Genomic DNA, 26,878 nt, shown 5'->3' with positions numbered 1-26,878 from the left:
CGGCGTTGCTACCGCGCCGCCTGCTGGGCCAGTACCTGGTGCAGGGGCTCCGTCTCGCGGCGCTTGTACTCCTGGATCGCCCATCCGTTGCCGTCCGGGTCCTTGAAGTACATGAAGGTGGCGCCGTCCTGCGGGGCGAACTGGACCGGTTCGCTGACGTCCAGGCCGCGAGAGGTGAGTTCCTCGTACGCCGCCTTCGCGTCCGTCACACACAGTTGCATGCCGTGGTACGTTCCGGGCTTCGGGGCTCCCGTCGGCACCTGGAGGCCGTCCACCAGGGCGATGGAACAGCCGGAGCCGGGCGGGGTCAGCTGGCAGATGCGGACGCCCTCCATCACCTCGCCGTCCAGGTCCACGTGGAAGCCGACCGTGTCGCGGTAGAACTCCTTGGCGCGGTCCACGTCCGTGACCGGCAGCAGGATGACTTCGAGGCTCATGTCCATGGCGTGACTCCCTTGTCGACGTCAGTACAGAGGGCCGTTCTCAGAAGCGCCACCGCGTCTGGCTGAACGGCTGTCCCTTACCGAAGCCGAAAACCGTGCGCGGCGCCACCGCATAGACAACGGCGTGTCCCGGTCCGTGATGGAAATAGCCCTCCCTCACCTCGAAGCGCCAGAAGTCGCCGTACTTCGCCTCCCACGCGGCGGCCAGCTCCCGCAGACGCGTGTCGTCGGACACCCGCACCGCCTCGCCCTCCACCACCAGGTCGTAGCCCCTGTCCCAGATGTTGGTGCCGGTCGTCAGCGCCACGTGCGCGTTGTGCGCCAGGTTCTTCGCCTTGCGCTCCTCGGGGCCGGTGCAGAAGTGCAGGGCCCCGTGCGCCCACACGCCCGGCAACGGCGTGACGTGCGGGCGCCCGTCCGGTCGTACCGTCGAGATCCAGAACAGTTCGGCGGCGGCCAGCAGCGACTCGGCGTCGGCCCAGGAGTGCGCCGTCGCGTCGGGGTCGCTGTAGCGGGGGTCGAGGTGGGTCTCGGGTTCCTGCTCGGTCATCACAGAGCCTCCGGCTCGGGGAACACCCGGGCCACCGCGGCGGTCCGGCTCGACACCCCCAGTCTGCCGAAGGCATTCTCCACTTGCTTGCGTACCGTGCTGGGGGAGACGACGCGCTGTGCGGCGATCTGCGCCGTGCGGTTCGCGGTGGGTGAGGCGGGCGGGCTGCCTGCGGCGGCGGGCGGCGTCCCGCCGGGCCCTCACCCGGGAATCGTCCGTCCGCGCCCCGCCGCGACCCCCACCCACAAATCCCCCCACCCGCTCCCCGGCGCTCATCCCCGACTCTCCGGTTAGGCTCAATCGATACGACCTTGATCGGACGGGAGGCCGGGGATGACGGCGGCGCCGGGGCGCAGGAGCAGTACCTTCACGCGGCTTCTGCGGCACGGTTTCACCGATCCGTCGGCCGCCGAGCGGCTGCTCGACAGCGCGGAGCTGAGCGGCGTACGCAATGACCCGGTACTGCTGGAGGCGCTCGGTGCGACCGCCGACCCCGACCTCGCGCTGCACGGTCTCGTACGGCTCCTGGAGGCGCAGCCCGGCCGGGAGCTGCTCGACACCGTGATAGCGGCGAAGCCGTTGCGCGATCGGCTGCTCGGGGTGCTCGGCGCGTCCGCCGCGCTCGCCGAGCATCTCGCCCGGCACCCCGGCGACTGGCATGCCCTCGTCACCTACGAGCCGCGCGATCTGCACCCCGGCGTCGAGGAGTTCGAACGCGGGCTCGCCGAGGCCACCGACCCTGTCGCCCTGCGCGTCGCCTACCGCCGCTGTCTGCTGTCGATCGCCGCCCGTGACGTGTGCGGCACCACCGACCTCGCCGAGACCGCCGCCGAACTCGCCGACCTCGCCACCGCGACCCTGCGCGCCGCGCTCGCCATAGCGCGGGCGGCCGCACCCGACGACGCCGCGCTGTGCCGGCTCGCGGTGATCGCGATGGGCAAGTGCGGGGGCCACGAGCTGAACTACGTCTCCGACGTGGACGTGATCTTTGTCGGTGAAGCCGTCGACGGGGCCGACGAGGGCAAGGCCCTGCGCGCCGCCACCAAGCTCGCCTCCCACATGATGCGCGTCTGCTCCGAGACCACCGTCGAGGGGTCCATCTGGCCCGTCGACGCCAACCTGCGGCCCGAGGGCAGAAACGGCCCGCTCGTCCGCACCCTCGCCAGCCACCTCGCCTACTACCAGCGCTGGGCCAAGACCTGGGAGTTCCAGGCCCTCCTCAAGGCCCGCCCGGTCGCCGGCGACCTCGAGCTGGGCGAGGAGTACGTCGCGGCCCTCGAACCCCTGGTCTGGAAGGCCGCCGAGCGCGAGAACTTCGTCGCCGACGTGCAGAAGATGCGGCGCCGGGTCGTGGAGAACATCCCCGTCGCCGAGCTCGACCGGCAACTGAAGCTCGGCCCCGGTGGGCTCAGGGACGTCGAATTCGCCGTACAGCTCCTGCAGTTGGTGCACGGCCGCGAGGACCGTTCGCTGCGCAGCGGCACCACCCTCGACGCCCTGCAGGCCCTCGCCGCCGGCGGCTACGTCGGACGTGCAGACGCGGCACAGCTCGACGACGCCTACCGCTTCCTGCGCTCCATGGAGCACCGCATACAGCTCTACCGGCTGCGCCGCACCCACCTGGTCCCCGAGGACGAGGCCGACCTGCGCCGCCTCGGCCGCTCCCTCGGTCTGCGGGCCGACCCGGTGACCGAGCTGAACCGCGAGTGGAAGCGGCACACCTCCGTCGTACGACGCCTGCACGAGAAGCTCTTCTATCGGCCGCTGCTGGACGCCGTGGCCCAACTCGGCCCCGGGGAGATCAGGTTGAGCGCCGGGGCGGCGCGCGAGCGGCTGGTCGCGCTCGGGTACGCCGACCCGGCCTCCGCCCTTCGGCACCTGGAGGCCCTGGCCTCCGGCGTCAGCCGCAAGGCGGCCATCCAGCGCACTCTTCTCCCGGTCATGCTGGGCTGGTTCGCCGAGTCCGCCGACCCGGACGCCGGACTTCTCAACTTCCGCAAGGTGTCCGACGCGTTGGGCAAGACCCCTTGGTACCTACGGTTGTTGAGGGACGAGGGCGCCGCCGCAGAGAACCTCGCACGCGTCCTGTCCGCCGGACGCCTCGCCCCCGACCTGCTGATGCGCGCACCCGAAGCCGTGGCGCTCCTCGGGGACGGCGAGGGCGGCGGACTGGCTCCGCGCGGGCGGGCCGGTCTCGAGCAGGAGATACTCGCCGCGGTCGGCCGCGCGGGCGGCGCCGTCCAGGGCGTCACGGCGGCCCGCGGTGTCCGCCGCCGCGAACTCTTCCGTACGGCCGCCGCGGACATCGTCGGCTCCTACGGCACCGAGACCCAGCCGGCCGAGCCGGACCAGGGCGCCCTGGTGGAGCGCGTCGGTGCCGCCGTGTCCGACCTGACCGCCGCGACCCTCGCCGGCACCCTGCGCGCGGTCGTCCGGGAGGGCTGGGGCGACACCCTGCCCACCCGGTTCGCCGTGATCGGCATGGGCCGCTTCGGCGGTCACGAACTCGGCTACGGCTCCGACGCGGACGTCCTGTTCGTCCACGAGCCGCGCGAGGGCGTCGAGGAGCGGGAGGCTTCCGAGGCCGCCAACAAGGTCGTCTCCGAGATGCGCCGCCTGCTCCAGATCCCGAGCGCCGACCCACCGCTGCTCATCGACGCCGGCCTGCGCCCGGAGGGCAAGTCCGGGCCGCTGGTACGCACGTTGACGTCGTACGCGGCCTACTACCGCCGCTGGTCGCTGGTCTGGGAGTCACAGGCCCTGCTGCGGGCCGAACCGGTCGCCGGGGACGAGGAGTTGGGCCGCCGGTTCGTCGAACTGATCGATCCCCTGCGCTATCCGACGGCGGGCCTCGGCGACGACGCCGTACGCGAGATACGGCGGCTGAAGGCGCGCATGGAGTCCGAGCGGATGCCTCGCGGCGCCGACCCCAAGCTGCACACCAAGCTCGGCCCTGGTGGCCTGTCCGACGTCGAGTGGACGGTCCAGCTCCTCCAGATGCGGCACGGTGCCGGCGAGCCGGGGCTGCGGACCACCCGCACCCGGGCGGCGCTCGCTGCCGCGCGGGCGGTCGGGCTGATCTCCGAGGAGGACACCCAGGTCCTCGACGGGGCGTGGGTGCTGGCCACGCGGGTGCGGAACGCGGTGATGCTGGTGCGGGGGCGGGCCGGGGACACGTTTCCGACGGAGACGCGTGAACTCGCCGCTGTGGGCCGGTACTTGGGGTATGAGGCGGGGCATGTCGGGGACATGCTCGATGACTACCGACGGACTGCTCGGCGGGCTCGGGGTGTGGTGGACGAGTTGTTCTACGGGGCGTAGTTCTTCGCCGGGCGGGCCACCGTCTTCGGCTGCCGGCCGGTGGGGGCTTGTCGCGCCCTGCGGCGGAGCCGCATATCGGCACAGCCCCGCGCCCCTTTGGGGCGTGTCAGCGCCACCCCTGTCAGCACGATCGCCATGCCCGCCAGCACCCTCGGCCCCACCCGCTCGTCCAGCAGCACCGCGCCCAGGGTCACCGAGACGACCGGCAGCAGATAGCCGACCGTGGCCGCCGTTGTGGGGCCCTCGTCGGCTATCAAGCGGTAGTTGAGGTAGAACGTCACGCCGGTGCCCAGGACGCCCAGGGCCGTGACCGCCGCCAACCCGGTGAGGTCGGTGTCCACGGGGCCCGCGAACGGCAGGGACAGGGTGGTCCAGCCGGTCGCCATGAGGAGTTGGGCGGTGGACAGGGCCAACGGGGCCTGCCCGGAGGTGAGTTTGCGGGCCATGTACGCGAAGGCCACGGCGTAGCTCGTGGCGGCGGCCAGGAGGGCCAGGGCGCCCCAGGTCAGCAGGCCCGAGCGGTGCCAGGGGGCGAAGATCAGCACGGTGCCTGCGAAGCCGAGGAGCAGGCCGGTCAGCCGTAGGGGGCGCAGGTCGCGGTCGGTGCCGAGCAGGACGCCGATCAGCAGGGACCACAGCGGGGTCGTCGCGTTCAGGACGCCCGCGACACCGGAGTCGACGCTCTGCTCACCGACCGCGAACAGAGCGAAGGGGATGGCGTTGCAGAACAGTGCGGCGACGATCAGATGGCCCCAGGTGGAGCGGGAGCGGGGCAGCCGCTGACCGGCCGCGCGGGCCAGGAGGAACAGCACAGCCGTGCCCAACACGCACCGCGCGATCGTGATCTGGGCGGGGGAGAGGCCGTGGTCGAGGGCGAGCTTGATCCAGAGGAAGCCGGATCCCCAGAGGAGGGCGAGGACGGCCATACGCAGAGTGGAGGCGGGGGACATGTCCTCCACCGTCCCCCGGCCAGACCCAACAGGACAAGTGAAAGATTCTGGACCGATCATTAAGCTGGAGTACATGTTTGATGTGCGACGTATGCAGATGCTGGCGGCCGTGGTGAGCAACGGCTCGGTGACGGCGGCCGCGGCCCGGCTCGGTTACACGCCCTCCGCGATCAGCCAGCAGGTGGCGGCTCTGGAGAAGGAGGCCGGGACCGAGCTCCTCGAACGGGTCGGGCGGGGTGTGCGGCCCACGGCCGCCGGGCTGTTGCTCACGGAGTACGCGGAGGCGATCGGCCGGCAGGTCGCCGAGGCGGAGACGGCCCTCGGGGATCTCCTCGCGGGCCGCACGGGCCGGCTCTCGGTGCGTTACTTCGCCACGGCCGGAGCCCGTCTGGTCGCCCCCGCGGTGGCACGGCTGCGGGCCGAACACCCCGGCGTGCAGATCGATCTGAAGCTGACGGGACCCGACCCGCTGCCGGACGTACGGGAGGGGCGGGCGGACCTGGCGCTGGTGGTGGGACCGTCGGACGAGGACGGCGTACGACTGCTGCATCTGCTCGACGACCCGTACCTGGCCGTGCTCCCCGCGGCCCATCCCCTCGCGGCCCGCCGATCGATCCACCTGACCGACCTGGCCGACGAACCCTGGGTCGGCAGTGAGTGGCCCGGCCCCTGTCTCGAGGCCCAGCTCACCGCCTGCGCCACGGCAGGGTTCCAGCCGCGCTTCGTCGTGGACAGCGAGGACTACGCCACGGCACAGGGCTTCGTGGCGGCGGGACTCGGGGTGACCCTGATCCCGCGGCTGGGGCTCGGGGGCCGGCATCCGGACGTGGCGGTACGGCAGATCCGGGGCCCGGAGCCGTCACGGGCGATCCACGCGGCCGTACGGCGGACCGCGCTGCCGCAACCGGCACTCGATGCGTTCGTCGAGGCACTGCGGGAGGCGGCCGCGGGCTAGCCAGTGGCCTTGACAGGCCGCGGAGTGGCCTTCGGCTTCGCCGGTACCGCTTTCGGCAACGTGTACGGCAGCGCCCCGTACCAGTTTCGCGCCACCATGAAGCCGAACATCAGGCACAGGATGCCGCCGACCGCGTCGAGCCAGAAGTGGTTGGCGGTGGCGACGATGACCAGGAGCGTCGCCGTCGGGTAGAGGAGGCCCAGAACGCGTACCCACGGCACCGACGCCAGCGCGAAGATCGTCAGGCCGCACCACAGGGACCAGCCGATGTGCATGGACGGCATCGCGGCGTACTGGTTGGACATGTGCTTCAGGTCGCCGGAGGCCATCGAGCCCCAGGTCTGGTGGACCATGACCGTGTCGACGAAGTGGCCGCCGTTCATCAGCCGCGGGGGTGCCAGCGGATACAGGTAGTAACCGACCAGCGCCACGCCCGTGGTCGCGAAGAGCACCATACGCGTCGCCGCGTAGCGGCCGGGGTGGCTGCGGTAGAGCCAGACCAGGACGCTCAGCGTCACGATGAAGTGCAGCGTCGCGTAGTAGTAGTTCATGCCGACGACCAGCCAAGTCACGGAGTTCACCGCGTGGTTCACGGACTCCTCGACCGCGATGCCCAGATGGTGCTCCATCCGCCAGATCCAGTCGGCGTTGCGCAGCGCCTCACTCTTCTGCTCCGGAACCGCGTTGCGGACCAGTGAGTACGTCCAGTAACTCACCGCGATCAGCAGGATCTCGAACCAGAGGCGCGGGCGGCGCGGGGTGCGCAGGCGGCGGAGGAGACCCGGACCGTCCGCGGCCATGAGGGAGTCCGGAGCGGCCGCGGTCTCGCGGTCTTCCAGGCTGGTCACGGTCGAGTCACCCATAGACATGAAGTCTGCCAGAAATGCCTTACGCCACCGATCATCCCGCGGTCGGGTTCGGGACGCATGTCCTACGACGGGAAGACTGTCCCGTTCTCCTACCAGCGCACTGGTGAAAGCCCGGATTCTCCACCCTACGGACGAGTGCGGTCCCCAGGTGCCGAAGCCGTCGAACCCCGCACCACCAGCTCCGGCATGAACACGAACTCGCTGTGCGGCGCGGGCGTTCCACCGATCTCCTCCAGCAACGTCCGTACCGCCGCCTGCCCCATGGCCGGCACCGGCTTGCGGATCGTCGTCAGCGGTGGGTCGGTGAAGGCGATCAGCGGGGAGTCGTCGAAACCCACGACCGAGACGTCCCACGGCACTTCCAGACCCCGCTGCCGGGCCGCCCGTATCGCGCCCAGCGCCATCATGTCGCTCGCGCACACCACCGCAGTGCAGTCACGCTCGATGAGCGCCGTCGCGGCCGCCTGGCCGCCCTCCAGGGTATAGAGCGAGTGCTGGACCAGGTCCGCCTCGACGGTCGCCGCGGCCAGCCCGAGCTGGTCCTGCATGGTGCGCACGAAGCCCTCGATCTTGCGCTGGACCGGCACGAAGCGCTTCGGACCGAGGGCGAGGCCGATCCTCCTGTGCCCCAGCGACACCAGGTGCGTCACCGCCAGCGCCATCGCCGCGCGGTCGTCGGGGGAGATGAACGGCGCCTGCACCTTCGGCGAGAACCCGTCCACGAGCACGAACGGCACCCCCTGCGCCCGCAGCTGCTCATAACGCTGCATGTCCGCGGAGGTGTCCGCGTGCAGCCCGGAGACGAAGATGATGCCCGCCACGCCCCGGTCGACGAGCATCTCCGTGAGTTCGTCCTCCGTGGAGCCGCCCGGGGTCTGGGTGGCGAGGACCGGGGTGTAACCCTGCCGGGTCAGCGCCTGGCCGATCACCTGGGCCAGGGCCGGGAATATCGGATTCTCCAGCTCCGGGGTGATCAGGCCCACCAGTCCCTCGCTGCGCTGCCGCAGCCGGACCGGGCGTTCGTAGCCCAGCACGTCGAGTGCGGCCAGCACGGACTGGCGGGTGGTGGCGGCGACCCCCGGCTTCCCGTTGAGGACGCGGCTGACGGTCGCTTCGCTCACGCCCGCCTGAGCAGCGATGTCGGCTAGCCGTGTGGTCACGGCACCGGACTGTACCGGCCGTATCGTCATCGCGGTCCCTCTGTTCTGGTCGGTGCCCTCTGTCCCGTAAGGGGATGATTCCCGTCCGGGAGGGGGATGGCAAGAGCTTGCAGAGTCTTGCACAACCCGTAGTCGTCCCGCTCAGCCCCGTAAAACAAGGGTCTCGTGACGGTCGACAAGGGATCACAACGGGGTAACTTCCGCAGTCTCTTGCACTTTTTTGCTGCAAGCTCTTTCGCAAGCCTTGCATCGCTGTTACGTTCCCACTCGCCCGGCGGCCGCAAAGGCGCAGTCGGCAGACGGGGAGGGCAGACGGGACCTCTCCCCGCAGCACACGGGCTTTCACCCTCAAGGAGAACTCATGCGGCGTGGCATAGCGGCCACAGCGCTGGTGGCGTCTTTCGCCCTCGCGGCGACGGCCTGCGGCGGAAGTGACAGCGGCGACAAGGCCGACGGTCCGGTGACCATCACCTGGTGGGACACCTCCAACGCCACCAATGAGGCGCCGACGTACCAGGCCCTGATCAAGGACTTCGAGGCCGCCAACAAGGGCATCAAGGTCAAGTACGTCAACGTGCCCTTCGACCAGGCGCAGAACAAGTTCGACACCGCCGCCGGCGCGAGCGGCGCCCCCGACGTGCTGCGCTCCGACGTCGGCTGGACCCCCGCCTTCGCCAAGAAGGGCTTCTTCCTGCCCCTCGACGGCACCGAGGCCCTCGCCGACCAGGCCAAGTTCAAGCCGAACCTGATCAAGCAGGCCCAGTACGACGGCAAGACCTACGGCGTGCCGTTCGTCACCGACACACTCGCCCTGGTCTACAACAAGCAGCTCTTCGAGAAGGCCGGCGTCGAGGCCCCCAAGACCTGGGACGATCTGAAGGCCGCCGCCGCCACGATCAAGTCGAAGACCGGCGTCGACGGCTACTGGGGCTCCACCGCGGCCTACTACGCCCAGACCTTCCTCTACGGCGAGGGCACCGACACCGTCGACGCCACCGCCAAGAAGATCACGGTGAACTCCGACGCCGCCAAGAAGGGCTACGGCACCTGGCTGAGCCTCTTCTCCGGCAAGGGCCTGCACAAGGCCGACACCACCGCCGACGCCTACGCCCACATCCAGGACGCGTTCGTCAACGGCAAGGTCGCCGCGATCATCCAGGGCCCGTGGGAGATCACCAACTTCTACAAGGGCTCGGCCTTCAAGGACAAGAACAACCTCGGCATCGCCACCGTCCCGGCCGGCTCCAGCGGCAAGGCGGGCGCCCCGACCGGCGGCCACAACCTCTCGGTCTACGCCGGCTCGGACTCCGCCCACCAGAAGGCGGCCGAGAAGTTCGTGGGCTTCATGACCTCCGCGAAGTCGCAGACGCAGATCGCGCTGAAGAACTCCACGCTGCCCACCCGCGACGACGCCTACACCGCAGAGGTCAAGGCCGACCCGGGCATCGCCGGATACCAGTCGGTCCTCTCCTCCGCCCAGCCGCGCGTGGCCCTGCCGGAGTACAGCTCCCTGCTGACCCCGCTGGACACCGAGCTGGTCAAGATCGCCGGCGGCAAGGAGTCCCTGGACAAGGGCCTGAGCAACGCGGAGACCGCCCTCGCCAAGCTGGTGCCCGACTTCAGCAAGTGAGCCCGTGTGGCCGCCGGATCTCCCGGTCATGGGGGGAGGGATCCGGCGGCCACCGGCCTGTGCCCGGCCGCCCCGGCCGGCCGCTCGGCCCAGCCACTTCTCAGAGCCGCAGAACTTTCAGAAGGTGTCGAACATGACAGTCGCCATCGACCGCGCCACCGGCAAACGGCACGGTGAGCGCGCGCCACGGCCCGGGCGGGGCCAACGCCTGAAGCAGAACTACCAGAAGCACTGGTACGCCTACGCGATGATCACTCCGGTGGCGATCGTTCTCGGCGTCCTCGTGCTGTACCCCCTGGTCTACGGCGTCTACCTCACGCTCACCGACGCCAACAGCCTCAACACGGCCCGCACGATCGGCGTCAACCACATCGACGCCACCTACAAGTTCATCGGCCTCGACAATTACGCCGACATCCTGTGGGGCGACACCGCCTACGACCGCTTCTGGTCGCACTTCATCTGGACGATCGTCTGGACGGCCCTGTGTGTCGCCCTCCACTACTGCATCGGCCTCGGCCTCGCGCTGCTGCTCAACCAGAAGCTGCGGGGACGGACGCTGTACCGGCTGATCCTGGTGCTGCCCTGGGCCGTGCCGACCTTCGTCACCGTCTTCGGCTGGCGCTTCATGCTCGCCGACGGCGGCATCATCAACACCGCACTGGACGCGCTGCATCTGCCCTCGCCGGCATGGCTCGAGGACACCTTCTGGCAGCGGTTCGCTGCGATCATGGTCAACACCTGGTGCGGTGTGCCGTTCATGATGGTCTCGCTGCTCGGCGGACTCCAGTCCATCGACGCCTCCCTCTACGAGGCCGCCGAGATGGACGGCGCGAGCGCCTGGCAGCGGTTCCGGTACGTCACCCTGCCGGGACTCAGGAGCGTCAGCTCCACCGTCGTCCTGCTCGGCATCATCTGGACGTTCAACCAGTTCGCCGTGCTCTTCCTGATGTTCGGCAACACCGCGCCCGACGCGCAGATCCTCGTCACCTGGGCGTACCACCTGGGCTTCGGACAGCAGCCGCGTGACTTCGCCCAGTCGGCCGCGTACGGCATCCTGCTGCTGGCCATACTGATCGTCTTCACCTCCTTCTACCGCCGCTGGCTGAACCGCAATGACCAGCAGCTCGCGATCTGAGGCAGGAGTCCCCATGAGTACGACCACAGCTGAGAGCTCCGCCACGGTGTCCCCGACCGCGCCCGCACAGACACCCGGACGGATCCGCCGCCGCGGTGACAAGAGCCTCGCCGGCTCCCTCGTCTCGCACGGCATCCTGATCGTCGCGAGCCTGATCGCGCTGTTCCCGATCCTCTGGCTGGTCTTCCTGTCCCTCGGTCCGGACAAGGACGACTACCTCCACCCGGGCGGCATCTGGAAGAAGATGACGTTCGACAACTACTCGTTCGTCCTCCAGCACACGGCCTTCTTCGACTGGCTGAAGAGCTCGCTGATCGTCTCGCTCGGCACCACGGTGATCGGTGTGCTGATCGCCGCGACCACCGGGTACGCCGTGTCCCGTATGCGCTTTCCGGGCTACCGGAAGTTCATGTGGGTGCTCCTGGTCACGCAGATGTTCCCGGTGGCCGTACTCATGGTGCCGATGTACCAGATGCTCTCGGACCTCCAGCTCATCGACAGCTACCTTGGACTCGTCCTCGTGTACTGCTCGACGGCGGTCCCGTACTGTGCCTGGCTGCTGAAGGGCTACTTCGACACCATCCCGTTCGAGATCGACGAGGCCGGACGCGTCGACGGGCTGACCCCCTTCGGCACGTTCGCGCGGCTGATCCTGCCGCTCGCCAAGCCGGGACTGGCGGTCGCCGCGTTCTACAGCTTCCTCACCGCGTTCGGTGAGGTCGCGTTCGCCTCGACCTTCATGCTCTCCGACACGAAGTACACGTTCGCCGTGGGGCTGCAGAGCTTCGTGAGCGAACACGACGCCCAGCGGAACCTGATGGCCGCGACGGCGGTGCTGATCGCGATACCGGTGTCCGTGTTCTTCTACCTGGTGCAGAAGAACCTGGTGACCGGCCTCACCGCGGGCGGCACCAAGGGCTGAGGCCCACTCCAAGACCCGAGGCGGCCGCAGTGTCCTCCCCCAGAGGGGGGACCCCCAGACCCCGCTGTCACTGCGGCCGCCTCGCCACTTGACGACCCCCATGACCCCCTTACGTTTCAAGGACGCCATGAGCCAGCAGCACTACGCCACCGCCCCGGCATCGACCCCCGCCAAAGCCCAGCGCAGCGACTGGTGGCGGGACGCGGTGATCTACCAGGTCTATCCGCGCAGCTTCGCCGACAGCAACGGTGACGGCATGGGCGACCTCGAGGGCATCCGCACCCGACTGCCGTACCTGCGTGACCTGGGCGTGGACGCCGTGTGGCTCAGCCCTTTCTACGCCTCCCCGCAGGCCGACGCCGGCTACGACGTGGCCGACTACCGGGCCGTGGACCCCATGTTCGGCAGCCTCCTGGACGCCGACGCGCTGATCCGCGACGCCCGCGGACTGGGACTCAGGATCATCGTCGACCTGGTGCCCAACCATTCCTCCGACCAGCACGAGTGGTTCAAGCGGGCGGTCGCCGAGGGCCCGGGATCGCCGCTCCGGGACCGCTACCACTTCCGGCCCGGCAAGGGCGCGAACGGCGAACTCCCGCCCAACGACTGGGAGTCGATCTTCGGCGGTCCGGCCTGGACGCGCGTCGCGGACGGGGAGTGGTACCTGCACCTCTTCGCCCCCGAGCAGCCCGACTTCAACTGGGACCACCCGGCCGTCGGCGACGAGTTCCGCTCGATCCTGCGCTTCTGGCTCGACATGGGCGTGGACGGCTTCCGCATCGACGTGGCACACGGCCTGGTGAAGGCGGAGGGGCTGCCCGACCTGGGATCCCACGACCAGGTGAAGCTGCTGGGCAACGATGTCATGCCGTTCTTCGACCAGGACGGCGTCCACGAGATCTACCGCCAGTGGCGGTTGATCCTCGACGAGTACTCCGGCGAGCGCATCTTCGTCGCCGAGGCCTGGACCCCGACCATCGAGCGCACCGCCAACTACGTGCGGCCCGACGAGCTCCACCAGGCATTCAACTTCCAGTACCTGAGCACCGCATGGGACGCCGAGGAACTGCGCGAGGTCATCGACCGCACACTGGAGGCGATGCGCCCGGTCGGTGCCCCGGCCACCTGGGTGCTCTCCAACCACGACGTCACCCGGCACACCACCCGCTTCGCCAACCCGCCCGGCCTAGGCACCCAGATCCGCACGGCGGGCGACCGGGACCTGGGCCTGCGCCGGGCTCGCGCCGCCACGCTGCTGATGCTGGCCCTGCCGGGATCGGCGTACATCTACCAGGGCGAGGAGCTCGGCCTCCCGGACGTCGTCGACCTCGCCGACGAGGTGCGCCAGGACCCGGCGTACTTCCGCGGCGCCGGCCAGGACGGCTTCCGCGACGGCTGCCGGGTGCCGATCCCCTGGACGCGCGAGGGATCGTCGTACGGCTTCGGCGCGGGCGGCAGCTGGCTGCCCCAGCCGTCGGAGTGGGCGGACCTGAGCGTGGAGGCGCAGACCGGCGACCCCGACTCCACCCTGGAGCTGTACCGCTCGGCCCTCGCCGTCCGCCGTGCCCAGCCCGACCTGGGTGCCGGCGACGCGGTGGAGTGGCTCCGGGCACCCGAGGGCGTTCTCGCCTTCCGGCGCGGCGAGTTCGTCTGCGTCGCGAACACCGGCGCTGAAGCGGTGACGACTCCGGCGTACGGGCGTCTGCTCCTCGCGAGCGGCGAGGTGGCCGAGACCGACGGCGAGGCGAAGGTGCCGGCCGACACGACGGTGTGGTGGACGACGGCCTGAGCACAGGCAGGGATCACCGGGCCCGCACGGGGCCCGGTGATTTATTGTCGGGCGTGTCGATCGGCGGGACCCGCGATCGACGCTTGGGTGAAAGGGCGAACAGCGCCCCGCACCCGAGGAGAGACCATGCAGATCCGAGCCCGCCTGAGCATGAGTGCCGACGGCTACGTGACCACGCCGAACGGCTGGCCCGCACTGACCGCCGACCCCTCGTTCGTCTCCGGCCAGAGCCACGGCATCCGGGAGTTCCTGGCGGACTGCGAGGCCGCGCTCATGGGCCGTACGACCTTCGAGCCCGCGCTGACCAACACCCGCTGGCCGTGGCCCGACCTCGACGTGTTCGTCCTCGGCTCGCACCGCCCGGAGGGCACCCCGGACCACGTCACCACCGACAGCGACCCGGTACGGCTGCTGGAGAAGCTCCGTGCGGCCAACCGGGGCGGCGACGTCCACCTCATCGGCGGCCCGCGCACGATCGGCACCTTCCACGCCCTCGGCGCGCTCGACCGCCTCGAACTGGTCGTCCTGCCCCTGCTCTTCGGCGGCGGCATGCGGCTGACCCCCGCGCTCAGCCCCGAGACCGGACTGACCTTCCAGAGCCAACGGGCCCTGCCCGGAGGGTCGGTGGAGATCGTCTACTCCTGCCGGGGCAGCCGAGGCGACCTGCCGGGCAAGCCCGCCAGCCAGCGCTGAGCAGAGTGCGTGAAAGTTCTTTCTCCTGCTTTCAAGAGTCTTGCTGTAAACATTTCGGCAGCGGTACGTTCTCGCCGGCGCCAGGCAAAGACGCCTGGCCGTCAGGCAAGGAGAACCCCCACGTGATATCGAGATGGACCGCATCCGCTGTTGCCACGGCCACCGCGTTCGCCGCCGCGGCGGCCGTGTCGGCCCCCCAGGCCGCCTACGCCTCCCCGCCCGGCACCAAGGACGTCACCGCCGTCCTCTTCGAGTGGAACTTCGCCTCCGTCGCCAAGGAGTGCACCAACACCCTCGGCCCCGCCGGATACGGCTCTGTGCAGGTCTCCCCGCCCGCCGAGCACATCCAGGGCTCGCAGTGGTGGACCTCGTACCAGCCGGTCAGCTACCGGATCGCGGGGCGCCTCGGTGACGCCACCGCCTTCAAGAACATGGTCGGCACCTGCCACGCGGCCGGTGTGAAGGTCGTCGTCGACACCGTCATCAACCACATGTCCGCGGGCAGCGGCACCGGTACCGGCGGATCGTCGTACACGAAGTACAACTACCCGGGCCTGTACTCCTCGTACGACATGGACGACTGCACGTCGACCATCACCGACTACACCAACCGCGCCAACGTCCAGAACTGCGAACTCGTCGGCCTCGCCGACCTGGACACCGGCGAAGAGTACGTCCGCGCCACCATCGCCGGCTACATGAACTCCCTGCTCGGCTACGGCGTCGACGGCTTCCGCATCGACGCGGCCAAGCACATCCCGGCGACCGACCTCGCCAACATCAAGTCGCGTCTGACGAACCCCTCCGTCTACTGGAAGCAGGAGGTCATCTATGGCAGCGGGGAGGCCGTCCAGCCCACCGAGTACACGGGCAACGGGGACGTCCAGGAGTTCCGCTACGCCTACGACCTCAAGCGCGTCTTCAACAACGAGAACCTCGCCTATCTGAAGAACTACGGCGAGGGCTGGGGTTACATGAGCAGCTCGGTGGCCGGCGTCTTCGTCGACAACCACGACACCGAGCGCAACGGCTCCACGCTCAACTACAAGGACGGCGCGAACTACACCCTCGCCAACGTCTTCATGCTCGCCTACCCGTACGGCGCCCCGGACATCAACTCCGGCTACGAATGGTCCGACACGGACGCGGGCCCGCCCAACAACGGTTCGGTGAGCGCCTGTTGGCAGGACGGCTGGAAGTGCCAGCACGCCTGGCCGGAGATCCTGCGCATGGTCGCCTTCCGCAACGCCACCCGCGGTGAGGCGGTCACGAACTGGTGGGACAACGGCGGCGACGCGATCGCCTTCGGGCGGGGCGCCAAGGGCTACGTCGCCATCAACCACGAGTCCGGCAGCCTGAGCCGTACCTACCAGACCTCGCTGCCCGCCGGGACGTACTGCAACGTGCAGAACAACACGAGCGTGACGGTCGGCTCCAACGGCCAGTTCTCGGCCACGCTCGGGTCCAACACGGCACTGGCGATCTACGCGGGCAAGTCAAGCTGCTGAGCGACTCACGGAAACACTGAAAGTTCTTTCCGGCTGTTTCAAGACTATTGCTGTAAGGCTTGCGGCGGCGATACGGTCGCGCGGGGTCGGACCCACAGAGCCGTCATCGCAAGGAGTCCACGTCAGTGATACCGAGATGGCCGGTGCCGTCGAGGCGCCGCACCGCACACGCAGGACGGGTCGCCGCGGTCACCGTGACCGCGTTGGCCGCAGCGCTCGTCCAGCCGCTGTCCGCCCAGGCGGACACCCCGCCGCCACCGCCCTCCGACGCGAAGCTCGCCGCGGAACCGGCCCGGCACGACGACACCCGTGAGCAGTTCTACTTCGTCCTGCCGGACCGTTTCGCCAACGGCGACACCTCGAACGACCGGGGCGGGCTCACCGGTTCACGGCTGAGCACCGGCTACGACCCCACCGACAAGGGCTTCTACCAGGGCGGCGACCTCAAGGGCCTGACCCGGAAGCTCGACTACATCAAGGGCCTCGGCACCACGTCCATCTGGATGGCCCCGATCTTCAAGAACCGGCCCGTACAGGGCACGGGTGCCGACGCCTCCGCCGGATACCACGGTTACTGGATCACGGACTTCACCCAGGTCGACCCGCACTTCGGCACCAACAAGGACCTGGAGACCCTCATCTCCAAGGCCCACGCCAAGGGCATGAAGGTCTTCTTCGACGTCATCACCAACCACACCGCCGATGTCGTCGACTACGAGGAGAAGTCCTACGACTACCTCTCCAAGGGCGCGTTCCCCTATCTGACTAAGGACGGCGAGCCTTTCGACGACGCGGACTACGCGGCCGGCGACCGGAAGTTCCCGGCGGTCGACACCGACTCCTTCCCGCGCACGCCCACGGTCACCGGCGCGGGCGCCAAGGTCCCGTCCTGGCTCAACGACCCGACGATGTACCACAACCGCGGCGACTCGACCTATGCCGGTGAGTCGACGACCTACGGCGACTTCTCCGGCCTCGACGACCTGTGGACCGAGCGTCCCGAGGTCGTCTCCGGCATGGAGAAGATCTACCAGCGCTGGGTCAGGGACTTCGACATCGACGGCTTCCGGATCGACACCGTGAAGCACGTGAACATGGAGTTCTGGACCCAGTGGGCCACGGCTCTGGACGCCTACGCGGCCAGGCACGGCCGCAAGGACTTCTTCATGTTCGGCGAGGTGTACTCCGCCGACACGTCGATCACCTCGCCGTACGTCACCCAGGGCCGTCTCGACGCCACGCTGGACTTCCCCTTCCAGGAGGCCGCACGGCAGTACGCCTCCCAGGGCGGCAGCGCGCGGAAGCTCGGATCCGTCTTCGGCGACGACTACAAGTACACGACCGACAAGGCCAACGCCTACGAGCAGGTCACCTTCCTCGGCAACCACGACATGGGCCGCATCGGGTACTTCCTGAACCAGGACAACCCGAAGGCCACCGACGCCGAACTCCTCGCCAAGGACAGGCTCGCCAACGAGCTGATGTTCCTCAGCCGTGGCAACCCCGTCGTCTACTACGGCGACGAACAGGGCTTCACCGGCGCCGGCGGCGACAAGGACGCCCGCCAGACGATGTTCGCGTCCAGGACGGCCGACTACCTGGACGACGACGAGATCGGCACCGACCGCACGCACGCGAGCGACGCCTACGACACGAGCGCGCCGCTGTACGAGCGGATCAGCGCTCTGTCCAAGCTCCGCAAGGCCAACCCGGCGCTCATGGACGGAGTCCAGGAGGAGCGGTACGCGGCGGACGGGGCCGGGGTCTACGCCTTCTCCCGTACGCAGGGGAGCACCGAGTACGTCGTCGCCTTCAACAACGCGAGCGAGACGAGGTCGGCGACCTTCGCGACCGGTTCGGCGAACACGGGGTTCCAGGGGATCTACGGCGGTGCCTCCGGCGTCACCTCCGACGCCGACAAGAACATCACCGTCACCGTCCCCGCCGGCTCCGCGATCGTCCTGAAGGCGGCCGGCAAGCTCGCGCCGCCCGCCACCAAGCCGGCGATCACTCTCAAGGCCCCGGCCGCCGGAGCCACCGGCACCGTCGAGCTCACCGCCGACGTGGACGGCGGACAGCTCAACCGGGTCGTCTTCGCCGCCCAGATCGGCGGCGGCACGTGGCGGACACTCGGCTCCGCCGACCACGCGCCGTACAAGGTCACCCAGACCGTCGGCAAGGCCGTACCGGCCGGAACAGCCCTGCGCTACAAGGCCGTTGTCGTCGACTCGACGGGACGCACCACCTCAGCGACGGCGCAGTCCGTCACCGGTACCCCGCCCGCCGAGGAGCCCCCCACCGCCCCCTCCCGCGACTACGCGGTCGTCCACTACCAGCGCGCCGACGGCGACTACGACGACTGGGGTCTGTACGCGTGGGGCGACCTCGCCGACGGTGAGTCCACCACCTGGCCCGACAGCCACCCCTTCACCGGCCGGGACGCGTACGGCGCCTTCGCCTACGTCAAGCTGAAGCCCGGCGCCTCGAACGTCGGCTTCCTCGTCATCGACAAGGACGGCGACAAGGACGTCTCCGCCGACCGCACGATCGACGTCACCAAAACCGGCGAGGTGTGGATCGAGCAGGGCAAGGACGCCGTACAGACACAGCGGCCCGACTACCCGGCGCAGGACAGAACCAAGGCCGTCCTCCACTACCACCGCGCCGACGGGAACTACGACGGCTGGGGTCTGCACGCCTGGACGGGTGCCGCGAACCCCACGGACTGGTCGAAGCCGCTGGAGCCGGTGCGGACCGACGCCTATGGCGCGGTCTTCGAGGTACCGCTGACCGACGGGGCCACGAGCCTGAGTTACATCATCCACAAGGGCGACGAGAAGGACCTGCCCACCGACCAGTCCCTGGACCTCACGGCGAACGGCCATGAGGTGTGGCTGCTGAACGGCCAGGAGAAGTATCTGCTCCCGCAGCCCGCCGGGTCCGCCGCCGCGCTCGACCTGACCACCTCCAAAGCCGTCTGGATCGACCGGAACACCGTCGCCTGGAACGGTTCGGAGGCGGCCGCCTCCACCCAGCTGCTGTACTCCCACGACGGCTCCATCGCCGTCGACGCAGGAGCCCTGACCAGCGACGACGAGAGGTGGCTGCGGCTCAGCAGGACAACCCTCACGGACGCCCAGAAGGCCAGGTTCCCGCACCTGAAGGACTACGCGGCCTGGTCCGTCGACCCACGTGATCGCGACCGGGTGATCGAGGCCATGACCGGTCAGCTCGTCGCCTCCCAACGAGCCGCCAACGGCGCCGTGCTGGCCGCGACCGGCGTCCAGGTCGCCGGCGTGCTCGACGACCTGTATCCCGCCGCGACGAAGGCGGAACTGGGCCCGGCCTTCCACGACGGCCGCCCCACACTGTCCGTCTGGGCGCCTACCGCGCAGTCGGTGAAGCTGGAGCTCGATGGGTCCTCGAAGGACATGCGACGCGACCCCACCACCGGCGTGTGGTCCGTCACCGGTCCCCGGTCCTGGAAGGGCAAGCCCTATCGGTACGTCGTGAAGGTCTGGGCGCCCAGCGTCCGGAAGGTCGTCACCAACAAGGTGACCGACCCCTACTCGGTCGCCCTCACCGCGGACTCCGAGCGCAGCCTCGTCGTCGACCTGGACGACAGGTCCCTGGCGCCGCGCGGCTGGTCGACGTACACCAAGCCGAAGGCCGTGCCCCTCAAGGACGCCGAGATCCAGGAGCTGCACGTCCGGGACTTCTCGGTGGCGGACAGGACCGTGCCGTCCAAGGACCGGGGCACCTACCTCGCCTTCGCCGACAAGGACGGCGAAGGCTCCGGGCACCTGCGCGAGCTCGCGAAGTCGGGGACGAGCTACGTCCACCTGCTGCCGGTCTTCGACATCGCGACCGTCCCCGAGAAGAAGTCCGATCAGGCGACCCCCGCCTGCGACCTCGCCTCCTACCCGGCCGCCTCCGACAAGCAGCAGGAGTGCGTCTCCGCGGTCGCCACGAAGGACGCCTACAACTGGGGCTACGACCCGTACCACTACACGGTCCCCGAGGGCTCGTACGCCACCGACCCGGACGGCACCGGCCGTACGGTCGAGTTCCGCAGGATGGTCAAGGCCCTCAACGACGACGGCCTGAGGGTCGTCATGGACGTCGTCTACAACCACACCGCGGCGAGCGGACAGGCCTCCACCAGCGTCCTCGACCGGATCGTCCCCGGCTACTACCAGCGGCTCCTCGCGGACGGTTCGGTCGCCAACAGCACCTGCTGCGCCAACACGGCCACCGAGAACGCGATGATGGGCAAGCTGGTCGTCGACTCGATCGTCACCTGGGCCAAGGAGTACAAGGTCGACGGCTTCCGCTTCGACCTCATGGGCCACCACCCCAAGGCCAACATCCTGGCCGTGCGCAAGGCCCTCGACGCGCTGACCCTCAAGAAGGACGGCGTCGACGGCAAGGAGATCATCCTCTACGGCGAGGGCTGGAACTTCGGCGAGGTCGCCGACGACGCCCGGTTCGTGCAGGCCACGCAGAAGAACATGGCCGGCACGGGCATCGCGACCTTCTCCGACCGCGCCCGTGACGCCGTACGCGGCGGCGGGCCCTTCGACGAGGACCCCGGCGTCCAGGGCTTCGCGTCCGGGCTGTACACCGACCCCAACGCGTCCACGGCGAACGGGACGCCACAGGAGCAGAAGGCCCGCCTGCTCCACTACCAGGACCTCATCAAGGTGGGCCTGTCCGGCAACCTCAAGCAGTTCACCTTCACCGACACCGACGGCAAGGAGGTCACCGGCTCCCAGGTCGACTACAACGGCCAACCCGCCGGATACGCGGACGCCCCCGGCGACGCCCTCGCCTACGCCGACGCGCACGACAACGAGTCGCTGTTCGACGCGCTGACGTACAAGCTGCCCTCCGGCACCAGCGCCGCCGACCGGGCCCGGATGCAGGTCCTCGCCATGGCCACGGCAGCCCTGTCCCAGGGACCGTCGCTCTCCCAGGCGGGCACCGACCTGCTGCGCTCCAAGTCCCTCGACCGCAACTCCTTCGACAGCGGCGACTGGTTCAACGCGATCCACTGGAACTGCCAGGACGGCAACGGGTTCGGCCGCGGACTGCCCATGGCGGCCGACAACGCGTCCAAGTGGCCGTACGCCAAGCCGCTGTTGGGATCGGTGACGGTCGGCTGCGCGCAGATCCAGGGGGCGTCGGCCGCCTATCAGGACCTGCTGCGGATCCGTACGACGGAGAAGGCGTTCTCGCTCGGCACGGCGGAGCAGGTGCAGTCGAAGCTGTCCTTCCCGCTGTCCGGGAAGGGCGAGACGCCCGGTGTGATCACGATGGAACTGGGTGATCTCGTCGTCGTCTTCAACGCGACGCCGCAGGTGCGGAGCCAGCGGGTCGGGACCCTTGCCGGGAGCACATACCAGCTGCATCCCGCGCAGGTGGCCGGCGCGGACTCTACCGTCAAGGGGGCGTCCTACGAGCGGAAGTCAGGCACCTTCGCCGTTCCGGCACGGACCGTGGCCGTTTTCATCCGCCATCCGTAGCTGAAGGCATTACCTTGGTGGAGCAGAGCCCGAACCCCGTTCTGCTCCACCGGTGTTGCCCGAGGGCGGACAGATGGATGCAAAAGGCAAGCTGACAGGCACGACCGTGATGGTCGTGGACGACGTGGAGGCCAGCCGGTACGCCATGAGCACCGTGCTGAGCCGGGCAGGGCATCGCGTCGTACCGGTCGCCACCGGCGGCGAGGCCCTCGCCGAACTCGACACACGGCTGCGCAAGGGCACCCTGCCGGACGTGGCCCTCGTCGACGTGGGGCTGCCCGACATGAGCGGCTTCGACCTGTGCCGGCTGTTCAAGGAACGCCCGCACACGGCCGGGATGCCCGTGGTGCACTTCTCGGCCTCCGCGGTGCCCCCGGCCGTGCACTGCGCGGGCATGGACATGGGTGTCGAGGCCTATCTGAAGGTGCCCGCCGAGCCCCTGGAGATCGAGGCGGTCGTCCGGGCCGCCGTTCGCAACGCGCAACTGCAGGCCGGTGACCGGGCGTTGGTGCGACGGCTCACCCTGCTGTCCGAGACCATCGTCACCATCCAGGCGGCGCGCACCCTGCAGGAGCTCTCCGACGCGGCCGCCGAGGGTCTCTCGCAGCTCACCGGCACCCCCGGTGCCGTCTTCCTCCTCGACCAGGACGACGTGCTCTACCGCGGTCTCTCCCGCGACCGCATTCCCGTCGCCCTGCCCGACGAGGACGCGGACCGGGCCGTGGCGGCCCTGCTGCGCCGGCTCGCCCGGGGGCAGGCCGGAGTGCAGCTCACCACCGTGCCCGCGCCGCTGTGGCCCGCCGGGTTCTTCCGGCCCGGCGTCGAGCACGACGCCCGGCTCGCGCTCGTCGTCACCCAGGACGGCCGGGCGCCGGTGTGCCTTGCCGCGCCCGCGCGCGGGATGCGCAGGGTGGGCCTGGAGGGTGAGACGCTGCTGGCCCAGCTCGCGCAGGCCACCGCGCTCGCCGCCCAGCCACTGCTCATGTACAAGGTCGAGCGGCATGTCGCCCTCACCCTCCAGCACAGCTTCCTGCCCCAGCCGCACCGGCTGCCCGAACTGCCGGGCCTCGACGTCGTGGTCCGTTATGTCCCCGCCTCCCGGCAGACCGAGATCGGCGGCGACTTCTACGCCGCCCTGCGGGTGGACGAGGGGGTGCTCACCGCGGTCGGCGACGTCGTCGGACACTCCCTGGACGCGGCGACCGTCATGGTCGAGCTCCGGCACGCGCTGCGCGCCTACGCCGTGGACGAGAGCGATCCGGCCGTGCTCGCCGAGCGCCTCGACCGGACGCTCCAGCGCTACCACCCCGACACCACGGCCACCGTCTGCCTGGCCCTGATCGACCCGGACACCGGGCGCACCCGGATCGCCAACGCCGGCCACATCCCGCCGCTGATCGTCCGCGACACCGGCACCGCCGACTACGCCAAGGCGGCAGGACCGCTGCTCGGCGTCGGCCTGCCCCATCCGCCGGCCACCGAGCTGTTCCTCGAACCCACCGACCGGCTCCTCATGGTCACCGACGGCCTCATCGAGACCCGGGGAACCGACCTCACGGCCTCCCTGGAACACCTCCGCGCGGCCGCCTCCGGCGCCCTGCCCGGCCTGGACGCCCTGTGCGACACCCTCCTGGACACCTTCGGTCACGACCGGGAGGACGACATCGCCATGCTGGCACTGCGGCTAGGGTGACCTGTGCCGTCGTAGAACAGGAGTGCCCATGCCGCAGATCACCGTCGACCACTCGCGTTTCGTCTCCTTCGACAGGGAGGCCTTCGCCCGGGGCCTGCACACCGCCGTCGTCGAGATCGCGGCCGCCAAGCCGGAGGCCTGCAAGACGCAGTTCCGGGCGAGCGAGGTCACCGCGTTCGGGTACGAGGATCCCTCGGACGCCGGCCACGCCGTCGTGCACGTCACGATCGGCCTGCTCGCCGGCCGTACCGAGGACACGAAGGCCAAGCTGACCGAGGCGGTCCTGGAGCTGCTGCGCGAGCACATCGGGGACGACGGGGGTGCCGTTCTGCACGCCTCGGCGGAGGTCCGCGAACTCGACGCGTCCTACCGGAAGTTCGAGCGCTAGTCCTCTTCAGGACGCCAGGGAGATCAGCCGGGCGGCGAGGTCGGTGAACGGGCCGTCGTTCGGCTCGTCCCTGAGCATGCGGCGCAGCAGCGCCGTCATCTCCTCGTCGTAGGCCGCGGCCACCGCGGCCAGCGCGGCGAAGCCGTGGACGAGCTGCGTCTCGAGTTCGGCGCGCGGGATGCGCCGGCCGTCCAGCCAGATCAGAGCGGTCGACTCGACGAGCGAGATCCAGGAGCGGATGAGCAGTTCCAGCCGGGCGGGCGGGTCCGTCACCCGCAGATGCGACAGGATCTGCTCATAGGCGACCTGCCGTACGGAGTCGATGAGCGCGTTCGTCGCCGAAGAGCCGACCGCGGGCCCCCCGCGCATCAGCGCCGAGAAACCCGGGCCGTGTTCGTCCACGAAGTCGAAGAACCGGCGCATCACCCGCAGCAGCCGACCGCCCAGCGACCCCTCGTGCGGTTCCTCGAACCGGCTCGCCAGGTCCTGCGCCGCGCGCTTCAACGCGGCCTCGTACAGGCTGAGTTTGCCGGGGAAGTAGTGATAGACCAGCGGCCGCGAGATGCCGGCCGCCGCCGCTATCTCGTCGATGGAGACCTCGTCGGGCGAGCGGCGTGCGAACAGTTCGAGGGCGACGCCGATCAACTGCTGACGCCGTTCCTCGACGCCCATTCTTCGACGGACCCCGGTAGTCATACGAACACCTTACCGATCGGATCCGGCCTGGAACGGGCTGGATCGACCAGGGGTGTTCACAGCTCTACCGGAGCCCGCTGACCGCCCGCCCGTCCGCCAGGGTCCCCTTCAGCTCGGCCTGGGCCCCCTGCTTCGCCTTCGCGGCCAGCAGATGGCCGTTCACCGTCGCCCGGACCCCGCCCGACGCGCTGATCGAGGACGTCCCTGGGCTCCCCGCCGCCAGCAGGTACCAGGTCCCGGCCCCCGACTTCCACAGCACCCCGGCCAGCACCTGCGGATCCTTCGCCCCGCACTCCGGCACGTTCTCGGCCTTCGCCGCGACCGTCCCGTACCGTCCGCCCGGCGTGTGGAACTGGGCCAGCACCCGCTCCCCGCCGCCCTGCCAGGTCTCGGCCCGGGTGCACACCCAGTCGGCCGTCCCGCTCGCGTCGGGCAGCGGTTGCGCCGCGTACGTCCAGGCGTTCACACTGCGCACGCCCGTGGAGCGCATCGCGCCCAGCGAGCAGGCGTACGGTGCCCAGGCGCGCAGCGCGTCCGCCCCGGACGCGTCCTTCACGGAACCGGGGCGGCCGGTGGTGAGGCGGGCCGGGACCAGTTCGCCGAGGTCGGTCAGCAGCCGGGTGCCGGAGGTGTCGGTCAGCTGGAGGACGTTCCAGGAGGTGCAGGGGCCGCTCTGCGCGGGGCCGGCCATCGGCGCGGTGGTGCCGCCGGTCAGCACGAGGTCCGTGGCGTCGGAGCCCGGCTTCAGCAGGTCCCGATCGGCGGCCTTGGTCACCCAAGGGGCCGTCAGATAGCGGACGTTGCCGTCGGCCCGGCCCAGGACGACCGCGCTCGCCTCCGCCCGGTCGGCTCCGTCGACCCGCGCGAAGTCGAGGGCGGCGCCCTTGGTGTTGTCCCGCGGCTCGGCGTAGCGGACGATGCGCAGACCGTCGTAGAGGATCACCACGCGCGCGTTGTCGACGGTCCCGGCGTACAGCAGTTGCGGCGGCCCGGAGGGGCCGCCCGAGGGGGTGCCGGTGGTCGCGGAGACCTGGACGGTCTCGCCGGGGCGGGCCCAGACGGCGAGGGCGCGGCGCAGGAGTGCCGAGTCGCCGGTGAGGTCGCCGCGCGCGGGCCACACGGAGAAGTCGGTGCGGGCGGAGGACTCCCACGCCGCGGCCGGGACCTTCAGCAGCAGGGCCGGGTCCAGGGCTGCCCGGGCGGCGGGGTTCTGCGCGTAAGGAGGCGCGGCGGCGCCGTCGGGGCCCCAGCCGTCGCCCGGCATGCCGAGCAGCGCCCCGCACACGGCGACGGCCGCCGCGGCGGCGAGCGCGGCCTTCATGTGCTGCCTGCGCCGCATCAAGTCGGTGGGCCGGGCCTGGAGCGAGCAGGGGTCGAACTCGGAGGAGTCGAGGAGGGCGTACTCGGCCTGCGCGGAGTCGGCCTCGGCGAGGGCCGCGTCCACGTCCGCCACGCCCGCCGCCGTCAGCAGACCGCGTACGTCGCTGTCGGGGAGCTTCTCCAGGCCGCGCAGGACGTAGGCGGCACGGGCCGGGCCGGTCAGGGCCGACAGGCGCTGGTCCAGGGCCAGTTCGTCGGCGCCGCCGGAGCGCGGGAAGAGCCTCAGGCCCCACACCTGGGGGAGCAGCGGCGGGAGCTGGGAGCGCTTGGGCCACGCCTTGCGCCGGAGCGGCAGGCCCGCCTCCAGTGCCGTACGCACCACCTGGAGGCGGACGAAGGCGTAGCCGGGGTCGCCCTCGCGGCCGTCCGACTGGGCCGGGATCACGGGCGCCGCCTTGCGGCCCCGGGGCAGGGCACGCTGGGTGAGGGCGTGCGCGGTCAGGACCCGCCGGTTGCGGCCGAGGCCCGGCGGCAGCACCAGAAAGGCGAGCCGGACCAGCCGGGGGTAGTGCTCGACGAGCGCGGCCTCGGCCTGTTCGACGTCCACGACGCGGTCGGAGGCGGAGCCGGAAGCGGGTGCGGGGCGCGGGGCGACATCCTGTGACTGCACGTTCAGCAGAACGAGCGAATCGTTTGTTGGTCACCGCCCCGGGTGAATCAGTCCTCCGGGGCGACCAGCGCGCGGGCGTAGCGGGCCATCGAGCGCTGGTAGCGCGGCAGATGGGCGGCGAGCGCACCCAGGACCAGCGACAGCCCCTCGCGGTCCCGGCCGAGGCTGGACAGGCACAGCGCCAGGGTGGCCCGTACGGCATCGTCCAACTCGTCGGACGGGGCGTCCAGTTCGGGAGTGAGCAGCTTGACGCCCTCCTCCGCCTGCCCCGTGTTCCGGAGTGAACTGGACAGCTGGATCTTGGCGCGCCGCCCCTTGTAGCCGCTTTCCCGGCTGAGCCCCCTCGCGAGCGCCTCCCGGTACAGCGGAACGGCCTTGTCCGAGTGCCCCGTCGAGTCCCAGGCGGAGGCCTGCTCGAACAGACCGAGCGGACTGCCGTCCGGCAGCTCGGCCACGAGCGCGTCGATCACGGCCCGGAACTCGGCCGCCCGTTCCTCCGGATAGTCGTCCAACGTCGCCCAGGCGGCGACCACGCGCTTTTCCCAGTCCTCGTTCACCGGCACACTTTCGCACAGCCGTACCCGGGGTGACACCAGGATTTGAGCGTCCCGCGCCTCGCAGCCGTATGGGAGGAGACGGACCCCCGCCGGGGCCCGTC

19 protein-coding genes are annotated in these 26,878 nt (G+C 70.1%); 11 read left to right on the top strand and 8 right to left on the bottom strand.

Annotation, left to right across the window (positions count from 1 at the left end; translation table 11 throughout):
* Window positions 1-8: 8 nt before the first annotated feature.
* Both QF027_RS14145 and QF027_RS14140 read right to left on the bottom strand, forming a co-directional pair.
* Window positions 9-443, bottom strand: coding sequence for a VOC family protein (locus tag QF027_RS14145; RefSeq protein WP_307074822.1), 435 nt, complete (start codon window positions 441-443; stop codon window positions 9-11).
* Between the two features lie 40 nt (window positions 444-483).
* Window positions 484-993, bottom strand: a complete 510-nt coding sequence (locus tag QF027_RS14140; RefSeq protein WP_306982426.1) for a pyridoxamine 5'-phosphate oxidase family protein — start codon at window positions 991-993, stop codon at window positions 484-486.
* A 333-nt stretch (window positions 994-1,326) separates the two neighbouring features.
* On the opposite strand from QF027_RS14140, the gene QF027_RS14130 reads away from it, so the two are divergent.
* Entirely contained in the window at window positions 1,327-4,314 is a 2,988-nt protein-coding gene (locus tag QF027_RS14130) for a bifunctional [glutamine synthetase] adenylyltransferase/[glutamine synthetase]-adenylyl-L-tyrosine phosphorylase (RefSeq protein WP_307074820.1), read from the top strand.
* Here QF027_RS14130 and QF027_RS14125 read toward each other — a convergent pair.
* The gene (locus QF027_RS14125; protein ID WP_307074818.1) at window positions 4,302-5,264 is read right to left on the bottom strand and encodes a DMT family transporter; all 963 of its coding nucleotides are present in this window, start codon (window positions 5,262-5,264) and stop codon (window positions 4,302-4,304) included. The genes QF027_RS14130 and QF027_RS14125 overlap by 13 nt on opposite strands.
* Before the next feature lie 73 nt (window positions 5,265-5,337).
* On the opposite strand from QF027_RS14125, the gene QF027_RS14120 reads away from it, so the two are divergent.
* Window positions 5,338-6,219, top strand: a complete 882-nt coding sequence (locus QF027_RS14120; RefSeq protein ID WP_306982433.1) for a LysR family transcriptional regulator — start codon at window positions 5,338-5,340, stop codon at window positions 6,217-6,219.
* Here QF027_RS14120 and QF027_RS14115 read toward each other — a convergent pair.
* Together QF027_RS14115 and QF027_RS14110 are read right to left on the bottom strand one after the other, a co-directional pair.
* Window positions 6,216-7,082, bottom strand: a complete 867-nt coding sequence (locus QF027_RS14115) for a phosphatase PAP2 family protein (protein ID WP_306982434.1) — start codon at window positions 7,080-7,082, stop codon at window positions 6,216-6,218. The genes QF027_RS14120 and QF027_RS14115 overlap by 4 nt on opposite strands.
* 131 nt (window positions 7,083-7,213) lie before the next feature.
* Window positions 7,214-8,248 (bottom strand): LacI family DNA-binding transcriptional regulator, encoded by a 1,035-nt coding sequence (locus QF027_RS14110; protein WP_306982437.1) that lies wholly within the window; start codon window positions 8,246-8,248, stop codon window positions 7,214-7,216.
* 361 nt (window positions 8,249-8,609) lie between these two features.
* Between QF027_RS14110 and QF027_RS14105 the strand changes: the two genes are divergently transcribed.
* The 9 genes from QF027_RS14105 (at window position 8,610) to QF027_RS14065 (ending at window position 23,534) form a co-directional block, all read left to right on the top strand.
* The gene (locus QF027_RS14105) at window positions 8,610-9,878 is read left to right on the top strand and encodes an extracellular solute-binding protein (protein ID WP_306982439.1); all 1,269 of its coding nucleotides are present in this window, start codon (window positions 8,610-8,612) and stop codon (window positions 9,876-9,878) included.
* A 133-nt stretch (window positions 9,879-10,011) separates the two neighbouring features.
* Entirely contained in the window at window positions 10,012-11,016 is a 1,005-nt protein-coding gene (locus QF027_RS14100) for a carbohydrate ABC transporter permease (protein ID WP_306982441.1), read from the top strand.
* 13 nt (window positions 11,017-11,029) lie between these two features.
* Window positions 11,030-11,938 (top strand): sugar ABC transporter permease, encoded by a 909-nt coding sequence (locus tag QF027_RS14095; protein WP_307074816.1) that lies wholly within the window; start codon window positions 11,030-11,032, stop codon window positions 11,936-11,938.
* 127 nt (window positions 11,939-12,065) lie between these two features.
* A complete protein-coding gene (locus QF027_RS14090; RefSeq protein ID WP_307074814.1) occupies window positions 12,066-13,727 on the top strand; it encodes a glycoside hydrolase family 13 protein in 1,662 nt (553 codons plus the stop codon).
* Between the two features lie 126 nt (window positions 13,728-13,853).
* Window positions 13,854-14,420, top strand: coding sequence for a dihydrofolate reductase family protein (locus QF027_RS14085; protein WP_307074812.1), 567 nt, complete (start codon window positions 13,854-13,856; stop codon window positions 14,418-14,420).
* Window positions 14,421-14,542: 122 nt separating this feature from the next.
* Window positions 14,543-15,928, top strand: coding sequence for an alpha-amylase (locus QF027_RS14080; RefSeq protein WP_307074810.1), 1,386 nt, complete (start codon window positions 14,543-14,545; stop codon window positions 15,926-15,928).
* Between the two features lie 125 nt (window positions 15,929-16,053).
* Window positions 16,054-21,453, top strand: coding sequence for a pullulanase-type alpha-1,6-glucosidase (gene pulA, locus QF027_RS14075; protein WP_307074808.1), 5,400 nt, complete (start codon window positions 16,054-16,056; stop codon window positions 21,451-21,453).
* A gap of 73 nt (window positions 21,454-21,526) precedes the next feature.
* The gene (locus tag QF027_RS14070; protein WP_307074806.1) at window positions 21,527-23,146 is read left to right on the top strand and encodes a fused response regulator/phosphatase; all 1,620 of its coding nucleotides are present in this window, start codon (window positions 21,527-21,529) and stop codon (window positions 23,144-23,146) included.
* A 28-nt stretch (window positions 23,147-23,174) separates the two neighbouring features.
* The gene (locus QF027_RS14065; RefSeq protein ID WP_306982456.1) at window positions 23,175-23,534 is read left to right on the top strand and encodes a 5-carboxymethyl-2-hydroxymuconate Delta-isomerase; all 360 of its coding nucleotides are present in this window, start codon (window positions 23,175-23,177) and stop codon (window positions 23,532-23,534) included.
* Window positions 23,535-23,540: 6 nt separating this feature from the next.
* Here the strand turns inward: QF027_RS14065 and QF027_RS14060 are convergent, their stop codons facing one another.
* The 3 genes from QF027_RS14060 to QF027_RS14050 all read right to left on the bottom strand — a co-directional run bounded on the left by QF027_RS14060 (window position 23,541) and on the right by QF027_RS14050 (window position 26,777).
* Window positions 23,541-24,230 carry a TetR/AcrR family transcriptional regulator gene (locus tag QF027_RS14060; protein ID WP_306982458.1) on the bottom strand — a complete coding sequence of 230 codons (690 nt, stop codon included), beginning with the start codon at window positions 24,228-24,230 and terminating at the stop codon, window positions 23,541-23,543.
* A gap of 64 nt (window positions 24,231-24,294) precedes the next feature.
* On the bottom strand, window positions 24,295-26,220 hold the full coding sequence (locus QF027_RS14055; protein ID WP_307074804.1) for a hypothetical protein: 1,926 nt from the start codon (window positions 26,218-26,220) through the stop codon (window positions 24,295-24,297).
* Between the two features lie 47 nt (window positions 26,221-26,267).
* Window positions 26,268-26,777, bottom strand: coding sequence for a tetratricopeptide repeat protein (locus QF027_RS14050; RefSeq protein WP_306982463.1), 510 nt, complete (start codon window positions 26,775-26,777; stop codon window positions 26,268-26,270).
* Between the last annotated feature and the right edge of the window lie 101 nt (window positions 26,778-26,878).

This window comes from Streptomyces canus, from assembly GCF_030816965.1.
Classification (GTDB): Bacteria; Actinomycetota; Actinomycetes; order Streptomycetales; family Streptomycetaceae; genus Streptomyces; species Streptomyces canus_E.
The sequence above is the reverse complement of the archived record's forward strand: the minus strand, read 5'-3'. Positions and strand labels throughout refer to the sequence as shown.